The organism is Arthrobacter pullicola, assembly GCF_014836875.1.
Classification (GTDB): Bacteria; Actinomycetota; Actinomycetes; order Actinomycetales; family Micrococcaceae; genus Arthrobacter_B; species Arthrobacter_B pullicola.
Genome location: NZ_JACSQC010000008.1, coordinates 86732 through 106335, shown reverse-complemented (window position 1 = coordinate 106335; position 19604 = coordinate 86732). Strand labels below are relative to the sequence as shown.

The 19604-nt window shown below is 65.7% G+C and carries 18 protein-coding genes; 10 read left to right on the top strand and 8 right to left on the bottom strand.

From position 1 onward, the window contains the following. Positions 1–19 precede the first annotated feature (19 nt). Complete coding sequence (locus tag H9638_RS15295; protein ID WP_191748837.1) at positions 20–1627, top strand: ABC transporter permease subunit; 1608 nt, start codon at positions 20–22, stop codon at positions 1625–1627. Continuing rightward, a complete protein-coding gene (locus tag H9638_RS15290) occupies positions 1624–2559 on the top strand; it encodes a sugar ABC transporter permease (protein ID WP_191748835.1) in 936 nt (311 codons plus the stop codon). Before H9638_RS15295 ends, H9638_RS15290 begins: the two co-directional genes overlap by 4 nt. A gap of 23 nt (positions 2560–2582) precedes the next feature. Here the strand turns inward: H9638_RS15290 and H9638_RS15285 are convergent, their stop codons facing one another. After that, positions 2583–3560 carry an aldo/keto reductase gene (locus H9638_RS15285; protein ID WP_191748945.1) on the bottom strand — a complete coding sequence of 326 codons (978 nt, stop codon included), beginning with the start codon at positions 3558–3560 and terminating at the stop codon, positions 2583–2585. Between the two features lie 192 nt (positions 3561–3752). On the opposite strand from H9638_RS15285, the gene H9638_RS15280 reads away from it, so the two are divergent. Continuing rightward, complete coding sequence (locus tag H9638_RS15280; RefSeq protein WP_191748833.1) at positions 3753–4709, top strand: CHAD domain-containing protein; 957 nt, start codon at positions 3753–3755, stop codon at positions 4707–4709. A 134-nt stretch (positions 4710–4843) separates the two neighbouring features. Further along, on the top strand, positions 4844–6409 hold the full coding sequence (locus tag H9638_RS15275) for an MFS transporter (protein WP_191748830.1): 1566 nt from the start codon (positions 4844–4846) through the stop codon (positions 6407–6409). Here H9638_RS15275 and H9638_RS15270 read toward each other — a convergent pair. Then, a complete protein-coding gene (locus tag H9638_RS15270; protein ID WP_191748828.1) occupies positions 6406–7443 on the bottom strand; it encodes an LLM class flavin-dependent oxidoreductase in 1038 nt (345 codons plus the stop codon). The two genes, H9638_RS15275 and H9638_RS15270, sit on opposite strands and share 4 nt — an antisense overlap. Before the next feature lie 247 nt (positions 7444–7690). Between H9638_RS15270 and H9638_RS15265 the strand changes: the two genes are divergently transcribed. Both H9638_RS15265 and H9638_RS15260 read left to right on the top strand, forming a co-directional pair. Then, positions 7691–8764 (top strand): lipid II:glycine glycyltransferase FemX, encoded by a 1074-nt coding sequence (locus tag H9638_RS15265; RefSeq protein ID WP_191748827.1) that lies wholly within the window; start codon positions 7691–7693, stop codon positions 8762–8764. 27 nt (positions 8765–8791) lie between these two features. Further along, positions 8792–10630 (top strand): threonine/serine exporter family protein, encoded by a 1839-nt coding sequence (locus H9638_RS15260; RefSeq protein WP_318241903.1) that lies wholly within the window; start codon positions 8792–8794, stop codon positions 10628–10630. A 49-nt stretch (positions 10631–10679) separates the two neighbouring features. Here H9638_RS15260 and H9638_RS15255 read toward each other — a convergent pair whose 3' ends face one another. Together H9638_RS15255 and H9638_RS15250 are read right to left on the bottom strand one after the other, a co-directional pair. Further along, positions 10680–11522 (bottom strand): siderophore-interacting protein, encoded by an 843-nt coding sequence (locus H9638_RS15255; protein ID WP_191748825.1) that lies wholly within the window; start codon positions 11520–11522, stop codon positions 10680–10682. Positions 11523–11551: 29 nt separating this feature from the next. Beyond that, entirely contained in the window at positions 11552–12265 is a 714-nt protein-coding gene (locus H9638_RS15250) for a uracil-DNA glycosylase (RefSeq protein WP_318241907.1), read from the bottom strand. A 265-nt stretch (positions 12266–12530) separates the two neighbouring features. Between H9638_RS15250 and H9638_RS15245 the strand changes: the two genes are divergently transcribed. The 3 genes from H9638_RS15245 (at position 12531) to H9638_RS15235 (ending at position 13898) form a co-directional block, all read left to right on the top strand. Next, the gene (locus H9638_RS15245; protein WP_191748821.1) at positions 12531–12839 is read left to right on the top strand and encodes a DUF3263 domain-containing protein; all 309 of its coding nucleotides are present in this window, start codon (positions 12531–12533) and stop codon (positions 12837–12839) included. A 33-nt stretch (positions 12840–12872) separates the two neighbouring features. Beyond that, positions 12873–13493, top strand: a complete 621-nt coding sequence (locus tag H9638_RS15240) for a LytR C-terminal domain-containing protein (RefSeq protein WP_191748819.1) — start codon at positions 12873–12875, stop codon at positions 13491–13493. 201 nt (positions 13494–13694) lie between these two features. Then, positions 13695–13898 (top strand): cold-shock protein, encoded by a 204-nt coding sequence (locus H9638_RS15235; RefSeq protein WP_191748817.1) that lies wholly within the window; start codon positions 13695–13697, stop codon positions 13896–13898. A 114-nt stretch (positions 13899–14012) separates the two neighbouring features. On the opposite strand, the gene H9638_RS15230 is transcribed toward H9638_RS15235, so the two are convergent. Then, positions 14013–14585, bottom strand: a complete 573-nt coding sequence (locus tag H9638_RS15230) for a TM2 domain-containing protein (protein ID WP_191748815.1) — start codon at positions 14583–14585, stop codon at positions 14013–14015. A 401-nt stretch (positions 14586–14986) separates the two neighbouring features. Between H9638_RS15230 and groL the strand changes: the two genes are divergently transcribed. Beyond that, the gene (groL, locus tag H9638_RS15225; RefSeq protein ID WP_191748813.1) at positions 14987–16624 is read left to right on the top strand and encodes a chaperonin GroEL; all 1638 of its coding nucleotides are present in this window, start codon (positions 14987–14989) and stop codon (positions 16622–16624) included. Between the two features lie 121 nt (positions 16625–16745). Here groL and H9638_RS15220 read toward each other — a convergent pair whose 3' ends face one another. The 3 genes from H9638_RS15220 to H9638_RS15210 all read right to left on the bottom strand — a co-directional run bounded on the left by H9638_RS15220 (position 16746) and on the right by H9638_RS15210 (position 19601). Then, on the bottom strand, positions 16746–17036 hold the full coding sequence (locus tag H9638_RS15220; protein ID WP_191748811.1) for a WXG100 family type VII secretion target: 291 nt from the start codon (positions 17034–17036) through the stop codon (positions 16746–16748). A 191-nt stretch (positions 17037–17227) separates the two neighbouring features. After that, positions 17228–18832, bottom strand: a complete 1605-nt coding sequence (locus tag H9638_RS15215) for a sensor histidine kinase (protein WP_191748809.1) — start codon at positions 18830–18832, stop codon at positions 17228–17230. A 55-nt stretch (positions 18833–18887) separates the two neighbouring features. Beyond that, positions 18888–19601 carry a response regulator transcription factor gene (locus H9638_RS15210; protein ID WP_066301796.1) on the bottom strand — a complete coding sequence of 238 codons (714 nt, stop codon included), beginning with the start codon at positions 19599–19601 and terminating at the stop codon, positions 18888–18890. Positions 19602–19604: the final 3 nt, after the last annotated feature.

Sequence of the window (19604 nt, the reverse complement as noted above, 5' to 3'; positions counted from 1 at the left end):
CCTGCTGGAGGAGAACCCCATGGTCGTATCCCTGGACACCGCTGTCCGCCCCACCGAACCCGCACCCGTCCGCAAGCCGAAGCGCGGCCCGGACTCGCTGGCCGGCACGCTGGCCAAGATCCTGCTGCTCGGGCTCGTGGACGCGTTTGCGGTCTACGTCCTGATTGTCCTGTTCCTGGCGGAGGAATGGATTGTCCTGGCTGTCGCCGCAGCCGTGACGCTGGCAATCAACTGGATCTACCTGCGCCGCGGCGGCCTTCCGGCCAAGTACCTGGCTCCCGGGGTGCTGTTCCTGCTGATCTTCCAGGTCTTCGTGGTGGTGTACAGCGGATACGTCGCCTTCACCAACTACGGGGACGGCCACAACAGCACCAAGGACGACGCCGTCGCCGCCATCTCGCTGACAGCCCAGCAGCGGGTGCCGGATTCGGCGGCCTACCAGGTGTCCGTGCTGGAGAAGGGGAACGAGCTCTTCCTGCTGGTGACCGACCCGGACGGGCGGGTCCAGCTCGGCGGCGCCGAACAGCCCCTCGAAGAAGTCCAGGACGCGCAGCTGGGCAGCACCGGCAAGGCGGCCGGCGTCGAGGGCTACGAAACTCTCGCCTTCAATGACCTCCTCAACCGCCAGTCGGAGATCCTGGAGCTCACTGTTCCCTTCTCCGAGGACCTCGACGACGGCACGCTCAAGACCGCCGACGGGTCCAACGCGTACGTCTACAAACCGGTGCTGGTCTATGACGAAGCCGCGGATACCTTTACCAACACCGAGACAGGTGCGGTCTACCGTGACAGCGGGGAGGGCACCTTCGTCTCCGACAGCGGAGAAGCCCTGGCCACGGGCTGGAAGATCGACGTCGGCTTCGAGAACTTCCAGCGCGCCGTCACCGACCCTGAACTGCGCGGACCGCTGCTCAGCGTGATCGGCTGGACCTTCACCTTCGCCGTCGCCTCGGTGGCGCTCTGCTTCGGACTGGGCCTGTTCCTGGCCATTACGTTCAACCACCCGACCCTCAAGGGCAAGCGGACCTACCGGATCCTCATGATCATGCCCTATGCCTTCCCGGCCTTCCTGGCAGGCCTGGTCTGGTCCGGCATGCTGAACCAGGAGTTCGGGTTCATCAATAACTCCCTGCTGGGCGGTGCGTCCATTCCCTGGCTGAACGACCCGTGGCTGGCCAAGGTGAGCGTGCTGCTGGTCAATACGTGGCTCGGGTTCCCGTACATGTTCCTGGTCTGCACCGGGGCGCTGCAGTCGCTGCCGGAGGAGGTCAACGAGGCCGCCAGGATGGACGGAGCCACGGCGTGGCGGATCTTCCGCTCGATCAAGCTTCCGCTGCTGCTGGTCTCCACGGCACCCCTGCTGATTTCCACGTTCGCGTTCAATTTCAACAACTTCAATGTGATCTTCATGCTCACCGGCGGCGGTCCGCGCTTCCCCGGCACCAGCCAGGACATCGGGGCCACCGACCTGCTGATCACAGTGGTCTACAAGGTGGCCTTCGGGCAGGGAACCGGCCGTGACTATGGCCTCGCCAGCGCCCTGGCCATCCTGATCTTCATCATCGTGGCAGTCATTTCCGCCGTCAGCTTCAGGCAGACCAAGTCGCTGGAAGAAGTGAATTCATGAGTACCTCCACCGCAGTTCCGCCCCGTTCCACTTCACCCGAGCCAGGTCCCGGACCGGCCGTCCGCCCCTCGCGGCGCCGTTTCGGTGCCTGGTTCCGGGACACCGGCTGGCGGCATCTGGTGGGCCTGGTCATGACGGCATTCGCGCTGCTCCCGTTGGCTTATGTCTTGTCGGCCGCACTGAGTCCGACCGGCACCCTGGTCGCCTCCAGCGGATTGTTCCGCGATATTGGCTTCGAGAACTTCCAGGCACTCTTCACCGATCCACAGAAGCCCTTCGGCCGCTGGTTCCTCAACACAGTGGTCATCGGCCTGGTCACCAGCGCGGCGACGGTGTTCCTCGGCGCCCTGGCCGCGTACAGCTTCTCCCGGATGCGTTTCACCGGCCGCCGCGTTGGACTGCTGAGTCTGCTCCTGCTGCAGATGTTCCCGCAGATGCTGGGCGTCGTGGCCATCTTCCTGCTGCTCTCCGAGATTTCCGACGTCGTGCCCTGGCTGGGACTGGGCAGCCAGCTGGGCCTGATCATGGTGTACCTCGGCGGCGCACTCGGCGTGAACACCTACCTGATGTACGGCTTCTTCAACACCGTGCCGAAAACCCTGGACGAAGCCGCCCGCATCGACGGTGCCGGGCACTTCCAGATCTTCTTCACGATCATCCTGCGCCTGGTCACCCCGATCCTGGCCATCGTCGGCCTGCTGACCTTCATCACCACCACGGGGGAGTTTATGATCGCCTCGATCGTGCTGAACGATCCGGACTCCCAGACCCTCGCCGTAGGGCTCTATTCCTTCGTGGGGGACAACCAGTCCCGGACCTGGGGCGTCTTCTCAGCCGGCGCTGTGCTGGCGGCGCTGCCGGTGATGGCGCTGTTCCTCTTCCTGCAGCGCTACATTGCCTCCGGCCTGGTCGCGGGCGCAGTCAAGGGCTAGCTCTCCTGAGATCCGGCACCGGGCTAGAAGCCGACGACGCCGTGCGGCACGTAGTGCTCCTCCAGCAGCTCCAGATTCTCCGCGGTGAGCTCCAGGTCAAGGGCGCCGACGTCGTCCTCCAGCTGACTCACGCTGGTGGCTCCGATGAGCGGCGCCGAAACCACCGGATGCGCCAGCACCCAGGCGAGGCCCACCCGCGCCCGCGACACACCGTGACCCTCGGCAACCTGGCCGATGGCTTCGGACACTTGGCGGTCGGCCGCCTCCTGCATCCCGTACAGGGCATCGCCCAGCGTGTCCTGCACCCGCCGGCGGCTCACCTCATCCCAGCCCCGTGCCAGCCGTCCCCGGGCCAGCGGTGAGTACGCGAGGACGCCGATGCCCTGGTCCAGGCACAGCGGATACATCTCCCGCTCCTCCTCGCGGTAAATCAGGTTGTAATGGTCCTGCATGGTGATAAACGGCGCCCAGCCGTGTTCGCGCTGGAGGCAGAGGGCGCGGGCGAACTGCCAGGAGTACATGCTGGAAGCGCCAAGGTAACGGACCTTTCCGTCCCGGACCAGCTGGTCGAGGGCTGCGAGGGTTTCCTCCAGAGGGGTGGACGCGTCCCAGCGGTGCACCTGGTACAGGTCGATGTAGTCGGTGCCAAGCCGCCGCAGGCTTTCCTCCGCCTGCCACAGGATGTGTTTGCGGGACAGCCCCCACCCGTTGGGCCCGGGACCCATCTCCCCGTGCACCTTCGAAGCAATCACCAGTTCCTCACGGCGGGCATATTCACCCAGTGCCTGACCCAGGATCCGTTCGCTGTCCCCGGTCGAGTAGACATTGGCGGTGTCGAAGAAATTGATGCCAAGTTCCACAGCCCGGCGGATAAGCAGCCGTGCCTCTTCCTCCCTGAGCGTCCAGCCATGGGGACCGCGGTGCGGATCGCCAAAGCCGAGGCACCCCAGGCCGACGGCGGAGATGGTTGCTCCGGAATGGCCGAGTTTGACGTAGCGCATGGAGTTCATGGACCTTGCCTCCAGGAAGCCTTGGACAGCAGGAGCACCGGCGCCTGCATCGGTACTGCCGATGCTACGGGGACGGCTCCGCCGGGTACAGAGTTGGCCGCGGGATGCACCTGCAGGCTGCTTGGGAACTGGCCGGAGCGGCGGGGACTGCCAGCCCGGTATCCCACCGACCTATACTGAGCCATGGCTTCCCCAGACCTTCCCGCCGCGGGTGCGCAGCGGCGGGACGATCCAGCACCTGCCGTTCCCCGGCAGGGCGGCCCGGGAACCCGTCCAGGCGGGGAGGTTCCGGCCCGGAAGCTGCTGCTGGACTACCTGCAGGAACAGCTGAAAGAACTGCTCAGGGAACAGGAGCGGGTCCAGGCCGGGGAAGCTGACGCAATCCACAAAATGCGGGTCAGCACCCGCAGGCTGCGCTCAGCCCTGGCCAGTTACCGCAGGCTGCTTTCCCCTGAGCCTGCCCGGTTCCTCCGCTCTGAACTCAAGTGGCTGGCACAGGTGCTGGGGGCCGCCCGCGATGCCCAGGTTATGCGTCACAGGCTGCAGGACCTGGTGGCTTCCCAACCACCCGAGCTGGTCCTGGGTTCTGTTTCGGCGCGGATCGATGAAGTACTGCTGGCTGACTACAACGCAGCGCTGCGCACCATCAGCAAAGAACTGGCAGGGGAGCGCTACCACCGCGCGGTGGAAGGGCTCCAGGCTCTGGCCGCGGACCCGGGCTGGACGGAAGCAGGCCAGGACCGGTCCACCGCCGGCCGGATGATCCGCAAAGACCGGGCGCGCCTGCGCTCACGGGTCCGCCAGGCCCGGCGGGAACACGATCGGGAAGCGCGCGCGGAGATCCTGCACGAAGCACGGAAGGACGCGAAGCGGCTGCGCTATGCGGCCGAGACCTGGAGGCCCGCGGGAGGACAAGCCGCGGAGGCAATGGTGGATGCAGCCGAAGCGCTGCAGAAAATCCTCGGCGAGCACCAGGACAGTGTGGTGGCCCGCGCGCTGCTGCGCCGGTTGGGCAGCACCGCCGGTTCCGGAGAAGACGGCTTCACGTACGGCCGGCTGCACGCTATTGAGGAAGGCAGGGCGGACGCCGCGGAGAAACAGTTCCGCCGCCTCTGGAAGGACTTTCCCAAGCTCCCCTGATTCGCCGGGTCCGGGGTGGGAGATGGACAGGCTATGGACGCCGGCAGCCGCACGGACTTAACCTGCAGGGAGCGGCTGACCGTTCTTCCGGCAAAGACCGGGCGGCGGAGCGCAGCCGCTGACGGAGGGATCCAATGGAATCTCCCTGGGCGCCCCTGCGGAACCGGATGTTCTTCATCCTCTGGCTGGCCCAGCTCGGGTCCAACATTGGTGCCTGGATGCAGACAGTTGGGGCACAGTGGTATCTGGTGGAAACCGGCGCCAACCCGGCCCTGGTTTCCCTGGTGCAGACGGCGTCGCTGGTGCCTACGCTACTGCTGGGACTGATCGCCGGCGTCCTGGCCGATGCGTTCAACCGCCGCCGGCTGATCCTGGGGAGCAACCTCTTCGCGGCCGGGGCCGCGATCCTCCTGACCGTCATAGCCGCCCTTGGCCTCCTCACTCCGGACTCGCTGCTGCTCTACACGTTCCTGATTGGCTGCGGTGTGGCCCTGAGTGCCCCGGCCTGGCAGGCCGTCACCCCGGCCCTGGTTCCCAGGACCCAGATTCGGTCGGCTTCCGCGCTTGGCTCGGTGGCAGGAAACGCCGCCCGCGCCATTGGTCCCGCGGTGGGCGGCCTGCTGGTTTCCCTGGCCGGTCCGGCCTTCGTGTTCGGGATCAACGCGGCATCCTTCCTGGGGACAGCACTTGCCGTTTTCATCTGGCGCAACGCGCCGGATGATCCGGAAGACCGCGAACAGATCGGCGAAGCGCTGGCAGCCGGCATCCGGTACATCCGGGCAGCACCTAGGATCCGCCGGATCCTGCTGCGCTGCGTGTTCTTTATGGTTCCGGCCAGTGCCCTCTATGCACTGCTTCCGGTGGCCGTCAACGGGCACCTGCAGCTGGGGTCAAGCGGTTACGGACTGCTCCTGGCCGCCCTGGGCATCGGCGCAATCCTCGGCGTCGTCCTGCTCTCGCGGACCCGGGCAATCCTGCACGACAACGCCCTGCTTGGCCTGTCCGCAGGGGTCTTCGCGGCCGGTGTCTTCGCCGCCGGGTACCTGCCGGTGCTGCCGCTGGCCATCCTGCTGGTCCTTTCCGGCGCAGCCTGGATCAACACTTTCTCGACATTGAACAGTGCCATGCAGCTGACCCTTCCTGAGTGGGTCCGGGCCCGGGGACTTGCCATTTACCTAATGGTTTTCACAGGAACCCAGGCGATGGCTTCCCTGCTCTGGGGCTCCTTGGCCACCGCCTACGGGTACGCTCCCGTGCTGGAGGCCTCCGCCGTCGTGCTGGTGCTGGTGGGCCTCAGCGTCCTGGTGCTTCCCCTGCTGCCGCGCACCGGGAAACTGGACCGCAGCGTTCCGGATCCGGAGCTGGGGCTGGAAGTGGAAACCGAACCAAAACCAAACGACGGTCCGGTGACGATCCTGGTGGCTTACGAACTCGAACCCGACAAAATACCGGATTTCGTGGAGGCCATGCACGAAGTCCGGCTCTCCCGGATGCGGACCGGGGCCACCATGTGGGAACTGGTGCATTCGGTGACTGACTCCCGGGAGTTCCGGGAGATTTACGACGTCCCCACCTGGCGGGAATACATGCGGCAGGAACACCAGCGCCTGACCGGTGAGGACAGGACCAACATCCGGCGTGCGGCGGCGATGGCGGTGGAGGAACCACGCACCCGGTGGTTCCTCCCCGCTGCAGCCTAGGCCGCCAGTGCTTCGCGGACCCGCGGAGCGACTTCAGTGCCGTAGAGCTCGATTGCCGTCATCAGCTTCTCGTGCGGCAGGGTGCCCAGGCTGTATTTGAGGTCGAACCGGGACAGCTCCAGGGTCCGGGCCGTGCGCACGATCTTGGCGGCCACGGTTTGCGGGGACCCGATGAACAGGGCTCCGTCGGGACCAGCCATGGCCTCGTAGTCCCGGCGCGTCGCCGGAGGCCAGCCGCGCTCGCGGCCGATCCGGTTCTGCATCCGTTCGTAGTGCGGCCAGGCTTCTTCCAGAGCCTGCTCATCAGTCTCGGCGAGATAGCCGGGGGAGTGCGCCCCGATGGGCAGCGCGGGCTTGCCGAACTCCTTCAGTGCCCGTTTGTAAAGGGACACAAACGGCGTGAAACGGGCCGGTTCGCCGCCGATGATGGCCAGCATCAGGGGCAGCCCGTAATGCGCTGCCCGGACAACGGACTGCGGCGTACCCCCGACGGCGATCCACGTGGGGATGGACCCGCTCTCCGTGGGCGGGTAGACCAGCTGGTTCTGGAGCGGGGGCCGGGTGGAACCCTGCCAGGTCACCGGTTCCTCGCGGAGCAGCCGGGTGAATAGTTCCAGCTTTTCCTCGAACAGGACCTCGTAGTCCGCCAGTTCGAAGCCGAACAGCGGGAAGGATTCGGTGAAGGAGCCGCGGCCGAGGATGACCTCGGCCCGGCCGTTCGACACGGCATCGAGGGTGGCGAACCGCTCAAAGACGCGAATCGGATCGTCGGAGGAAAGCACCGTGACGGCGGAGCCGAGTCGGATGCGGCTGGTCTGCCCGGCGATCGCTGCCAGTACCGTCTCCGGCGAGGAGACAGCGAAATCGTCACGGTGGTGTTCGCCGATGCCGATGAAATCGAGTCCAACCGAATCGGCCAGGACGGCCTCGGCCACAACGTTGCGGATTACCTGCGCCATCGGAAGCTTGTCTCCCGCAGCGTCATAGGTCACGTCCCCAAAGGTATCCAGTCCAAGTTCAATGTGCTGTGCCACTCACTCCACCCGCCCGTCGTCGTATGCTTATGCATCTATTATTGCGGACAACCCGCGCGGGGGCTGACCTATTCCCGGCGGGACCCGCCGGACCGCGCGGCCGGCTGCGGCTGCCCGGTGCCGGCCCGCCGCAGCCGGCCGTACTGGTGCCAGGCAGCCTGCGGATAGACTGGGAAACGGCCCGGAGCCGGAGCTCCGTGCGGGGGCAAAAGGATTGATCCACCAACCGAGGACTAGTTGAGGAACTTTGCGAGACTTTAGTGCACGCCTGGCCACTGCCGAGGAGATAGCGGACTGGGACAGCCACGTTCAGGCGAATCCGGGCGGCGGTAACGTCCTTCAATCCGCAGCCTACGCGGAGGTTAAATCGCACCACGGCTGGAACCCAATATATTTGGTCTTCACCTGCGCGGACTACACCTCCTATAACCTGGCGATCGAAAAGAAGGTCCCGGTCCTGGGTAGCCTCTGGTACCTCATTAAGGGTCCGGACGCGGCAGCACCGGAGGACGTCCCCGCCATGGCCGAGGCCCTGGCTGACTTCATCAAGCTGACCGGGCGCCGGGTCTTTGCCCTCAAGGTGGAACCCGATGTGGTGGACGGTGAGGACGTGCGGAAGCTGTTCACCGGTGCCGGCCTGGTCAAGACCTTCAACCTGCAGCCCAACGACTCCACCGCACTGCTGGATACCACTCCGGACACGGAGCAGATCCTCAAGAACATCTCTTCCCGCGCGCGCAACGCCGTCCGCCGGGCCATCCGCGAAGGCGCCGACGTGCGCCGGGTGGAGCCCACGGAGGAAAACATGCGGGCGATGTACAAACTCATGAGCCATATCGAGGACCGGTCCTCCGCACGGATGCGTTCTTATGAGTACTACCGCCGCTTCTGGTCCAACTTCGTGGCCGCGGGGCAGGGCCGCTTCTACTTCGCCTTCGAGGACGGCGAGCCGAGCGTCGGTGCCTTCGTGATCGCCTACGGGAAGAAGGGCACCTACAAGGACGGCGGGTCCAAGCCGCGGCGTAAGCAGTACGGTGACTCCCATCTGGTGCAGTGGACCGCGCTGACCGAACTCAAGGAAGACTTCGGTATCGAGGAATACGATTTCTGCGGGACTCCTCCGAGCAGCGAATTGAAGAACAAGGAACACCCCCATCACGGGCTGGGACTGTTCAAGACCAGCTTCTCAAAGACTGTCACCGACTTCGCCGGGTGTTATGACCTGGTCCTGGATCCGCTCCGTTACCGGATCTGGAACACCATTGGCGAGCGTGTGACGCGCCAGGTCTACTGGCGCCGTCACCACCAGCCGTTCTACTAAACCGCACGCACGAAGGGACCTTCTGGGGTGGACACCGTGGATAACGACGACGACCGCCACAAGCCTGCCTCGAATCCTGAGCCTGTGGCAGGCCTGATTCCGGTCATCAAGGTCCCGGAACGCAACGGCCGGGGAGCCGGGCTCCGCCCCGGGGAAGCACCGCCCCGCCCCGGAGAAGCACCGGGCGCACGCCCGGAGCCTCCGGAGGAGACGGCTCCGCTTTCCGTGCCCGGAACGGGCGGGCTGCGCAGCACCAAACCCAAGCCGCCGCCGGCCACCACATCGGTAGTCCGCCTGGCGAAGGCTGCCGCCCGGAAGACTGCGGCTTCGCAGGGTGCGGGAGCCCCAGCTGCGCCGCGGCCTGGAGCACCAGCCCGGCCCGGGAAGCCGCGTGCCCGCAAAACCACTCCCCGTCAGCACAGCCAGAGTGCCGCTCAGCGCGCGGATTCCTCTTCAGCCGCGGCGCGCAGGATGCTGCGCCGGCTGGTCCAGGGTGAGACTCCGCCGACCCAGGCCATGTCGATCGTTGAACGTCTGGCCGGGAGTCCTTACGCGAACCCCCGGGTCCGCTCGGGCGGCCCGGATGCCAGTGCCCGCAAGACGCTGGACCTGGCGCTGAGCATGGCGGAAACGATGTTCCGCTACGGTGCGGGTGCCCTGGAGGTTGAGACGGCGATGATCGCAGTCACCGCAGCCTACGGCCTGGACAATATCGAGGTGGACATCACCAACCAGTCCGTCCTGCTTAACTACTCGCCCAAGGACCAGACGCCGATTACCGTGATGCGGGTTGTGCGCTCCTGGACGAACAACTACGCCGGACTGGCCCTGGTCCACCGGCTGGTCACGGACATCGTGGACGGCAATGTATCCCGCCCCGAGGCGGCACAGCAGCTGAACACCATAGTTCACCAGCCCAAGCCCTTCCCGCGGTGGGCGGTAACGTTCTCCGCCGGATTGTTCGCCGCGGCGATAGTTGCCTTCATCGGCAGCGGTCCGCTGGGTTCCGCCGTGGCCTTCTTCAGCACCATCCTGGTCAGCCTGCTGCAGCGGCTGCTGGGGCGCTGGCGCGTGCCGGACTTCTTCACCACGGCTGCCAGCGGCTTCCTGGTCACGGCATTGGCCATGCTGTTTTGGGCGCTGGATGCCACGGATTCCCTGGAGCTGGACATCGCGCCGGGAATTGTGGTGGCCGGGGGCATCCTGCTGCTGCTGCCAACCGGCCGGCTCGTTTCGGCGGTGCAGGATGCCATCAACGGCTTCCCGGTCACGGCGGCCGGGCGTTTCCTGTCCGCATTCCTGACCTTTGGTGCCATCGTGGCGGGCATCGCCGTCGCCCTGGTGGTGGGCGCGTTGATGGGCGTGCCCCGCTTGGAAGTCACCGAAGTGGCATCGTCCCAGTACCCCTTCGCGGTGACGGTGCTCATGCTGGCTGTGGCCCTGGCAACCATCAGCGTCACGGAGCAGTCCCCGGTGAACCTGGTGCTGCCCACGGTGCTGATCGGGCTGGGCGGTTTCCTGGTCGGAAACCTCTCCGAGGCGATTGGCGTGGGCCCGCGGCTGACTCCGGCGATCGCCGCCATAGTGATCGGCATGGCCGCGCGCATCGTGGCCTTGCGGATGGGGGCACCGCAGCTGGTGATCGCCGTGCCCGCGGTTCTTTTCCTTTTCCCCGGGCTAAGCATCTTCCGCTCCATGTACGGGTTGAGCATCGGCCTGGACGACGTCTCCCTAGGCGTTATAGGCCTGTTCAACGCGCTGACCGTGATCCTGGCGATCGCGGGCGGGGTGGTCTTCGGCGATAACCTGGCCCGTCCCCTGACCCGGAACCTGAACGGCAACGACCGGCGCAACCGCCGCCGCTGACCCCGGGATCCCGGTTCCGGTCCGGCAGGTTCCGGAACCGGGTGGGGAGCTACAGGACCTTTCCGGCAGGGGTTTTCTTCTCGGCCTGGAAAGCGTCCTCGGTTCGTCCCGCCGCCCAGTAACCGGACAGGGACACCTGGCTGCGTTCGAGTCCATGCCGGGTGAAGAATATTTCCCGCAGGGACTTCATTGCCTCACGCTCGCCGTGCGCGAAGACCTGGACCCGTCCGGCACGCCAGGCCAGTGCGCCCACAGCCTCCGAGAGGGGAGCCCCGGGTGCGGCTTCCCCCCGGTGCACCCAGGTGACAGTCATGCCCTCGGGGGCTGCCAGCGGCAGTTCGTCAGCGGGGCCACCCACCTCGATCAGCGCGTGGCCGGCAGCGTCGGCGCTGAGCGCTTCCAGGGCTGCTGCCGTGGCAGGCAGCGCGGACTCGTCTGCGGCGAAGAGATACCAATCGGCATCGGGATCGGGGGAGAAGGCGCCGCCCGGACCGCCAAACGTAAGCATGTCGCCGGGCTGTGCCGTTTCGGCCCACGGGCCAGCGAGGCCGTCAGCGCCGTGCACCACAAAGTCCATCGCCAGTTCGCGCTTTTCCATATCCACCCAGCGCACCGTGTAGGTCCGGGAGACCGGCCAGTTTTCGCGCTCGGTCTGCTCCCGGAGGTCCTCCAGGCTTACGGAGCCATCCAGGGGTCGGCCATCCGGCCCGAACCAGATTTTGCAGTAGGCGTCTGTCCGCCCGTTCGGTTCGAAGGAATCGAAGCCGTGGCCGCCGGCAACGATGCGGACCATGTGCGGGGAAAGCTGTTCACGGCGCAGCACCTGCATGGTGTGGACCGGGCGTGGACGCCTCGCCGGGGCCTCGACACGGGTGGTAGGGACATCAGGCATAGCGGATTTTCTCCTTGGTGGGTTTGCCTCTACCGTACCCCGGGCAGCCGCCAGTCCACGGGGGCTGCGCCCTGAGCAAGTAACATCTCGTTGGCCCGGCTGAAGGGTCGGGAGCCAAAGAAGCCGCGGGACGCAGAGAGTGGGCTCGGATGTGCCGATTCAATGCGCGGAACACCATCAAGCAGGGGAGCCAGGGCCTGCGCCTGGCGGCCCCAGAGGATTGCCACCAGCGGAAGACGGCTGCCGTCCGGGCGGCGCCGCGCAGCCAGGGCGCGCACCGCCAGGTCCGTAATGGCTTCCCAGCCGTGTCCCCGGTGCGAGTTTGCCGCTCCGGCCTCTACGGTCAGGGCGCGGTTAAGCAGCAGCACTCCCTGGTTGGTCCAGGCGCTGAGGTCTCCGTGCGGTGCAGGAGGAATATCCAGGTCAGCGGCGAGTTCCTTGTAGATATTGGCCAGGGACCGCGGCAGCGGCCGCACACCTGCATCAACAGAGAAGGAAAGCCCGACGGCGTGCCCCGGGGTCGGGTACGGATCCTGGCCGGTGATGAGCACCCTGACCTCTGCCATCGGGCGCTGGAAGGCACGGAGAATGTTATCCGGGCCAGGGAGGATACGGGCTCCCGCGAGGCGCTGCCGCTCCAATTCGTCTCCGAGGGCATAGAGCCGGGATGCCTCAGGCTCCAGCGCCCGGGCCCAATCCGCGGCCATCACCTCCGCAAGCGGCGTGCCGCTGGTAAAGGGGATTGCCGCGCCTTCGGACTGGCCTGGGCCAGGCTCTGCGGGGCAGCCGGCGGCCGGGGGGTCGTAGCTGAAGAGGGCGGGTTCATCGCTGCTTGTCACCCTCCCAGTCTTGGCTATTTGCGGGAAAGATCCCAGCTGGGGCCTGGTCCGCTCAAATGACAACCCTGTTATTCCGGTTTACGATTGCTGCAGGAAGCAGACTCTTTTTCCCTGGAACCCGCGCCATGCGGCTGTGCCCAGGGAACGGCACGGAAACGGGGACAACTCAGTGGCAGGATCAGCCGAAGCCGGGGAATTTTCACTGGACGGTGCCGTCGATCCTGACAGTCCCCTGAGCGAACGGGAGCAGCAGATGCTCTCCCTGGAGCGTTCCTGGTGGAAGTACGCCGGTGCCAAGGAACAGGCCATCCGCGACCTGTTCGGACTCTCTGCCACCAGCTACTACCAGATCCTCAACGCACTGATCGATACCGAGGAAGCGCTCGCGCACGATCCTATGCTGGTAAAGCGGCTGCGTAGACTACGTACTACACGCCAGCGTGCGAGGACCGCCCGCCGTATCGGTTCAGACGCCTAGGCCGAGCCAAAGACCAAGGACAACAACACAACCATGAGCCAATATCCCAGGGACGAGTTCGACAAGGTCCCCGAGACCTCGACGCGGCAGGGTGTCCACCGTGAACGCCTTATTCCCGCCCGCTCCAGCGGCGTCGGACTGATCATCACCGTTGGTGTCCTTGCTCTCCTTGTAGGACTCGCTGCCTACTTCGTGCTGCCGCGGCTCGGGATCGGTGCTGAGGGCAATGCCAGCCCGGCCGCTTCGGAGACACCCGCCGCGGAGCAAAGCGAATCCCCGTCCGATTCCCCGAGTGACTCTCCGTCTCCCGCTCCGTCTCCGTCGTCGACGCCATCGGCTTCGCCGTCAGAAACTCCTGAACCGACGCCCCCGGCCCCGGTGGCGGACAGGACGCAGCCGGTGGTGGTCCTCAACGCCAGCGGGATATCCGGCCTGGGTGCCGGCATCTCGACTCGCATCGGAGCCGACGGCTGGACGACGGCCCAGGTGGGTAACTGGGCAGGGACCCCGCTGCAGACCTCGGTGATCTTCTACAACGGCGAAGCCCAGCTGGCCAACGCCGAGGAGCTGTCCGCACTCCTGGGGATTCCTACGCTGAGCGAATCACCCGAGTTCTCCAACGTCACCGTCGTGGCGGGACCCGGATTCCAGTAGGCCGGCGCGGCCGGTGCCCAGCCATAAGTAAAATCTCGATAACTATCCTCCCGGCCCATGGGTGTTGTTTCCACCTGTGGCTAAAGTAAGGGCCAGCCGCCCGGAAACAGAGACCTGGCCATACATCGGCCCGGCTCAATCCGGCGGCTGTTCCGGTGGACCCACGTCCGCTGGAACGGAACCGAAAAAGGGGAGAGAAGCATGGCGCAGGGGATCGTCAAATGGTTCAACGGGGAAAAGGGCTACGGATTCATCACCGTTGACGAGGCCCAGACCGATGTCTTTGTTCACTGGTCAGCGATCCAGTCCGCAGGATACCGGACGCTGGAAGAGGGACAGCGGGTCGAATTTGACATCGGTGAGGGCCAGAAAGGGCCGCAGGCAGAAGACGTCCGGACTGTGTAGTCCGCCCTCCCGGTGAGAACCGGGACCATCATCAGTGCCGGCAGCCGGAATCACGGCCGCCGGCACTGTTTTGCCCGGCTGCAGTTGTTCGCGCCGCGGTTATTCGCGCAGCGGTTATTCGCGCAGCGGTACTCCGCGGGCATCGGTGCGGAATGTCTGTGCGCCTGCCAGGATCATGATGCCCTCCACGAACCCCCACACCGCACCGAGACCCCAGGTGAACACAGTGACCACGATCTGCACCACACCAATGCTGGTGTAACCAAGGTAGAACCGGTGGATGCCGAAGCCGCCGAGGAAGATCCCGAGCAGTCCGGCCGCCAGCCGGGACTTCGGCGGTTCCACGGCGTAGTAGTAACCGGGAGGGTATTGCCCCTGCGGTGCGGACTGGTAGTAACCGCCGGGGGGTCCCTGTGGATTGGTACCCTGCGGCGGGTAACCCTGCGGGAAGGGCGGCTGTCCCTGCGTACCGTTGCCAGGCTGGGCCTGCTGGTTCCAAGCGGGGCCCGGCCCCTGCTGCCGGTCGTTACCCTCCGGTCCCTGCGCACCGTATTCCCCAGGTGCGCGCCCGTACGGCGGTGGCGGCGGAGCAGCGCTGGCGCCATGGGTGGCCGGCCCGGGCGCTGCTCCGGTGCCGTCGTCCCCTTCCTCTGAAGGATGCTGGTTTGGCGGCTGGTTCATGGACATGGTCCGGTCCTCACGGGGTCGGGGGAGTGCCGGCCGGCTTTGCTGTGCCGGGCGGGCGCCTGGGAGCTGCTGCAGAACCAATCTACGCCGCCCCGCGGTCAATCGGGTGAGGCTCCAGGCAGATTGTCCGTCCGTGTTCGCCGAGGGGAAGAAATAGCACTGAAACCCGGGTCACAAGCCCCCGTGACTGCTTGCACTCAAGGAGCGGGAGTGCTAATTATTGACTTAGCACTCTTACGGGTTGACTGCTAAGTCACCGGTGTTGAGTGAACCAGCAAGCCACTGGGGTGAGGGGTCGGGGTGCACGTAAATAGATCGTGCGCTTTGCTCCGTCCGTCGCGGGCGCCTCAGCCAGGAATGCAACATTCAAGCATGACTGTTCCGGAAGGACGATAGCCGTTATGGCCAAGATCATTGCATTTGACGAAGAGGCACGCCGCGGCCTCGAGCGGGGCCTGAACACCCTCGCCGACGCCGTCAAGGTCACCCTCGGCCCGCGTGGCCGCAACGTCGTACTCGAAAAGAAGTGGGGTGCCCCCACGATCACCAATGACGGCGTTTCCATCGCCAAGGAGATCGAGCTGGACGATCCCTACGAGAAGATCGGCGCCGAGCTGGTCAAGGAAGTTGCCAAGAAGACGGACGACGTCGCAGGCGACGGCACCACCACGGCAACCGTCCTCGCCCAGGCACTCGTGAAGGAAGGCCTGCGCAACGTTGCTGCCGGTGCCGATCCGCTGGGCCTCAAGCGCGGCATCGAGAAGGCTGTCGAAGCCGTCACGGCCGAACTGCTGAACTCCGCCAAGGAAATCGAAACCAAGGAGCAGATCGCTGCCACGGCTTCCATCTCCGCCGGCGACCAGCAGATCGGCGACCTGATCGCCGAGGCGCTGGACAAGGTTGGCAAGGAAGGCGTCATCACCGTCGAAGAGTCCAACACCTTCGGGCTGGAGCTTGAGCTCACGGAGGGCATGCGCTTCGACAAGGGTTACATTTCCGGCTACTTCGTCACCGACGCTGAGCGCCAGGAAGCTGTCCTCGAGGACCCGTACATCCTGATCGTCAACTCAAAGATCTCCAACGTCAAGGACCTTGTTGCTGTCCTGGAAAAGGTCATGCAGTCCGGCAAGCCGCTGCTGATCATCGCCGAAGATGTCGAGGGCGAAGCCCTGGCTACTCTGGTTGTCAACAAGATCCGCGGCACCTTCAAGTCCGTTGCCGTCAAGGCCCCGGGCTTCGGCGATCGCCGCAAGGCCCAGCTGGCTGACATCGCCATCCTCACGGGTGGCCAGGTCATCGCCGAGGAAGTTGGCCTCAAGCTGGAGAACGCCACGCTGGACCTGCTGGGCAAGGCACGCAAGGTCGTTGTCACCAAGGACGAGACCACCATCGTTGAGGGTGCCGGCGACGCCGACGAAATCGCAGGCCGCGTCAACCAGATCCGTGCCGAGATCGAGAACTCCGATTCCGACTACGACCGCGAGAAGCTGCAGGAGCGCCTGGCCAAGCTGGCCGGCGGCGTTGCGGTCATCAAGGCCGGTGCTGCAACCGAGGTTGAGCTCAAGGAACGCAAGCACCGCATCGAAGATGCTGTGCGCAATGCCAAGGCAGCAGTCGAAGAAGGCATCGTTGCCGGCGGCGGCGTGGCACTGATCCAGGCTGGCCAGAAGGCATTCGCGAACCTGAAGCTGGAAGGCGATGAAGCAACCGGCGCCAACATCGTCAAGGTTGCCATCGACGCTCCGCTGAAGCAGATCGCGTTCAACGCCGGCCTTGAGCCGGGCGTTGTGGCTGACAAGGTCCGCGGCCTTCCCGAAGGTTTCGGCCTGAACGCGGCCACTGGCGAATACGAAGACCTGCTGGCGGCCGGCGTCAACGACCCGGTCAAGGTAACCCGCTCTGCACTGCAGAACGCGGCTTCCATCGCCGGCCTGTTCCTGACGACCGAAGCCGTTGTTGCCGATAAGCCTGAGAAGGCTGCTCCGGCAATGGGCGGCGGGGACGACATGGGCGGCATGGGCGGTATGGGCGGCTTCTAGTCCCCACCCCGCCGGCCAGCGCCGGCGAGCCTAAGCAACGCTGAATGGGCGCGGCACCCAACCGGGTGCCGCGCCTTTTTCATGTTATGGGTTAGCCCCTCCGCTGGCAGTCCAAGGCTGTTCAGCGCATAAAGAGCGAGGTGTTCGCTGCCTCCGTCTCGGCGTACTGCGCGGAGGCATACGCCAGCGCCTGGTTGATGCTGGCCAGGGACTCCTCCACCCGTGCCTGGGTGGCCCGCCAATCGGCGATCAGGAGCTGGAAGTTCGCTGATGCCTGTCCCTGCCAGGATTCGCCCAGCGACTGGAGCCCGGCCTGCATAACGTTGACGTCCGCCTGCAGGCGGTCGATCGTCCCGCGCACCTCAGCGCTCTTAGCCGCCAGGATGTCGCTGTCTACAAAAAAACCCGCCATGGAAATCCTCCGATCCTCGTGGCCCGCGCGATGCGTGCCCTGGCGCCAGACTCTAGGTCCGGACCGCCCCGTGCGGACTGGAAGGTGCCGCCCGTGGGAGCAAACCCTCCAGCAGCGGCAGCACGGCAGCGGGATGTGGAGGAAGAGTTGACGGGAGTGGCCCTGCGCCGGTGGCGTACCGGTGGCGGAACCTAGGGGCGCGGCGGATCTTCGGGAGGGGTTTGGCTGCCGGTATCCCGGAGATGCGGCTCGCTCCCGCCCACACCGGAGGTTCCGTCCTGAGCTTCGGTTCCGCGGGCTCCGCCGTCTGCTTCGCCGGTCCCGCCGTCTGGTTCACGGGTCCCGCCATCTGCTTCGCCGGTCCCGCCGCTGCCGGCCGGGGAGGGGGAGCCGCCGTCGTCCTCATGCTCCGGGATGTTTTCGGGCTGCTGGTAGGGGAGCCGGATGGACATCGTGGCCCCGCCGCCTTCCGTTTCGGTCAGCCGGACGGTGCCGTCGTGCTGTGCCACCAGGGCAGCCACGATGGCCAGGCCCAGACCGGTTCCGCCCGTCTCCCGGTACCGTGAGGAATCGGCCCGGTAGAAGCGCTCGAAAACCCTGGCCGCGTCTTCGTCGGAAATGCCCGGTCCATGGTCGCGGACTTCAAGGACGGCGTCCATGCGGTCATGGATCACCGGAGCGACGCCGACGGCCACCTCGATGGGTGAGCCGGCGGGGGTGTAACGCAAGGCGTTGGTCATCAGGTTGGCCACGACCTGCCGCAGGCGGGCTTCGTCGCCCATCGTGGGAGCGGTCCGCGGAGCCCGGCCATCAAGCCCGACAACTCTGATCTCCCGGTCCGGCGCGCTGGCCCGGGCATCGAGGGCGGCATCATTACCCAGGATCATGAGGTCCACGGGACGGTATTCCAGCGGACGCTGTTCATCGACCCGGGCCAGCGTCAGCAGGTCCTCGACGAGCTGGCCCATCCGCTTCGCTTCGCTCTCGATCCGGCCCATTGCCGCCTCCACGTCTTCAGGTTTCTGCAGTGCTCCGTGCCGGTAGAGCTCGGAGAAGCCGCGGATGGTGACGAGGGGAGTGCGGAGTTCATGTGATGCGTCCTGGACGAAGCGGCGCATCTTCTGCTCGGACTGGGTACGGGCAGCGAAGGCGGTTTCGATGTGCGCCAGCATAGCGTTCAGGGAGCGTGAGAGCCGGCCGATCTCAGTGGCGGGGTTGCCTACCTCGACGCGCCGGGACAGGTCACCGGCAGCGATGGCCGCAGCCGTTTTCTCGACCTGGCTGAGGGGACGGAACTGCCGGGTCACAGCCCAGTAGGCGATGCCCGTCGCGCCAAGGGTGCCAAGGAGCCCCACAGAAAAGACCAGGGAGGCTGCCTCGTCCACAGTCTCCGCCACCGAGTCCAGCGGAACGGCGACAGCCACAGACCCCGGGAAATTGGCGATATGGAAGACCTGTACCCGCCAGCCTTTGCTGCCGGGCGCGGTGCCCGGGACGTCGAACCCGCGCGCGTTAATTTCGTCGACGGTTTCCGAGTCGATGGTGCCGAGCATCGGGGTATCGAAGTTGTCCTCGGAATGGGTTTCCGGACCGTGTTCGCCGTCCTCGTTGAGATAGAGGCCGTAGAAACGGAAGAGTGAGGTATCCACGGCTGGACCGCCCGAAATGAGGTAACGGGAGATTGCTGTGGCGTTGTCCTGGATATCGGCGTCCAGGCGGCTGACCAGGATTTGCCGCAGGACATAGATAGTGGCCAGTCCGGTGATGGTTACCGTCACGACCATAAGCACGGCCATAATGGCCACCAGCTGCGATCGCAGTGAGGCCGATCTCCAGCGTCGGGTCAACGTTTTAGCGCTTCTCCGTCGTGCGCAGCAGATAACCGACGCCGCGCTTGGTCTGGATCAGTGCCGGAGCGTCCGGGCTGCGGTCAATCTTGCGGCGCAGGTAGGAAATATAGGACTCCACGATCGAGGCGTCGCCGTTGAAGTCGTACTCCCACACGTGATCAAGGATCTGCGCCTTCGACAGGACACGGTTGGGATTCAGCATCAGATAGCGCAGCAGCTTGAACTCGGTGGGGGAGAGGTCGATGGTGACGCCGCCGCGGCGTACCTCGTGCGCGTCGTCGTCGAGCTCCAGGTCCTCCACCCGGATCACCGCGTCATCATCGTCGAGCGGCTGGGTGCGCCGGAGCACGGCCCGGATCCGGGCGACCACCTCATCGAGGCTGAAGGGCTTGGTCACGTAGTCGTCGCCACCGACTGTGAGGCCGGTGACCTTGTCCTCCGTGTCATCCCGGGCGGTTAGGAAGACGACCGGGAAGTGCCGCCCGGCGGCCCGCAGCCGGCGGGTCAGGGTGAAACCGTCCATGTCCGGCAGCATCACGTCCAGGACCGCCAGGTCGGGGCTGTGCTCATCAACCGCGGCGAGGGCTTCACGTCCGTTCCCAGCCGCGACGACGTCGAAACCTGCGAAGCGCAGCGACGTTGAGAGCAGCTCGCGGATGTTCGGCTCATCATCGACAACGAGGAGGCGTGCTTCGGGTGCAGACGATTTGTTCACCCG

Coding starts and splice junctions, on each gene's coding strand:
- H9638_RS15230 (WP_191748815.1), bottom strand. CDS start 14,585: ATGTCCATGAACCAGCCGCCAAACCAGCATCCTTCAGAGGAAGGGGAC.
- H9638_RS15290 (WP_191748835.1), top strand. CDS start 1,624: ATGAGTACCTCCACCGCAGTTCCGCCCCGTTCCACTTCACCCGAGCCA.
- H9638_RS15295 (WP_191748837.1), top strand. CDS start 20: ATGGTCGTATCCCTGGACACCGCTGTCCGCCCCACCGAACCCGCACCC.
- H9638_RS15215 (WP_191748809.1), bottom strand. CDS start 18,832: ATGGCCGTGCTTATGGTCGTGACGGTAACCATCACCGGACTGGCCACT.
- H9638_RS15235 (WP_191748817.1), top strand. CDS start 13,695: ATGGCGCAGGGGATCGTCAAATGGTTCAACGGGGAAAAGGGCTACGGA.
- groL (WP_191748813.1), top strand. CDS start 14,987: ATGGCCAAGATCATTGCATTTGACGAAGAGGCACGCCGCGGCCTCGAG.
- H9638_RS15255 (WP_191748825.1), bottom strand. CDS start 11,522: ATGCCTGATGTCCCTACCACCCGTGTCGAGGCCCCGGCGAGGCGTCCA.
- H9638_RS15240 (WP_191748819.1), top strand. CDS start 12,873: ATGAGCCAATATCCCAGGGACGAGTTCGACAAGGTCCCCGAGACCTCG.
- H9638_RS15275 (WP_191748830.1), top strand. CDS start 4,844: ATGGAATCTCCCTGGGCGCCCCTGCGGAACCGGATGTTCTTCATCCTC.
- H9638_RS15220 (WP_191748811.1), bottom strand. CDS start 17,036: ATGGCGGGTTTTTTTGTAGACAGCGACATCCTGGCGGCTAAGAGCGCT.
- H9638_RS15280 (WP_191748833.1), top strand. CDS start 3,753: ATGGCTTCCCCAGACCTTCCCGCCGCGGGTGCGCAGCGGCGGGACGAT.
- H9638_RS15285 (WP_191748945.1), bottom strand. CDS start 3,560: ATGCGCTACGTCAAACTCGGCCATTCCGGAGCAACCATCTCCGCCGTC.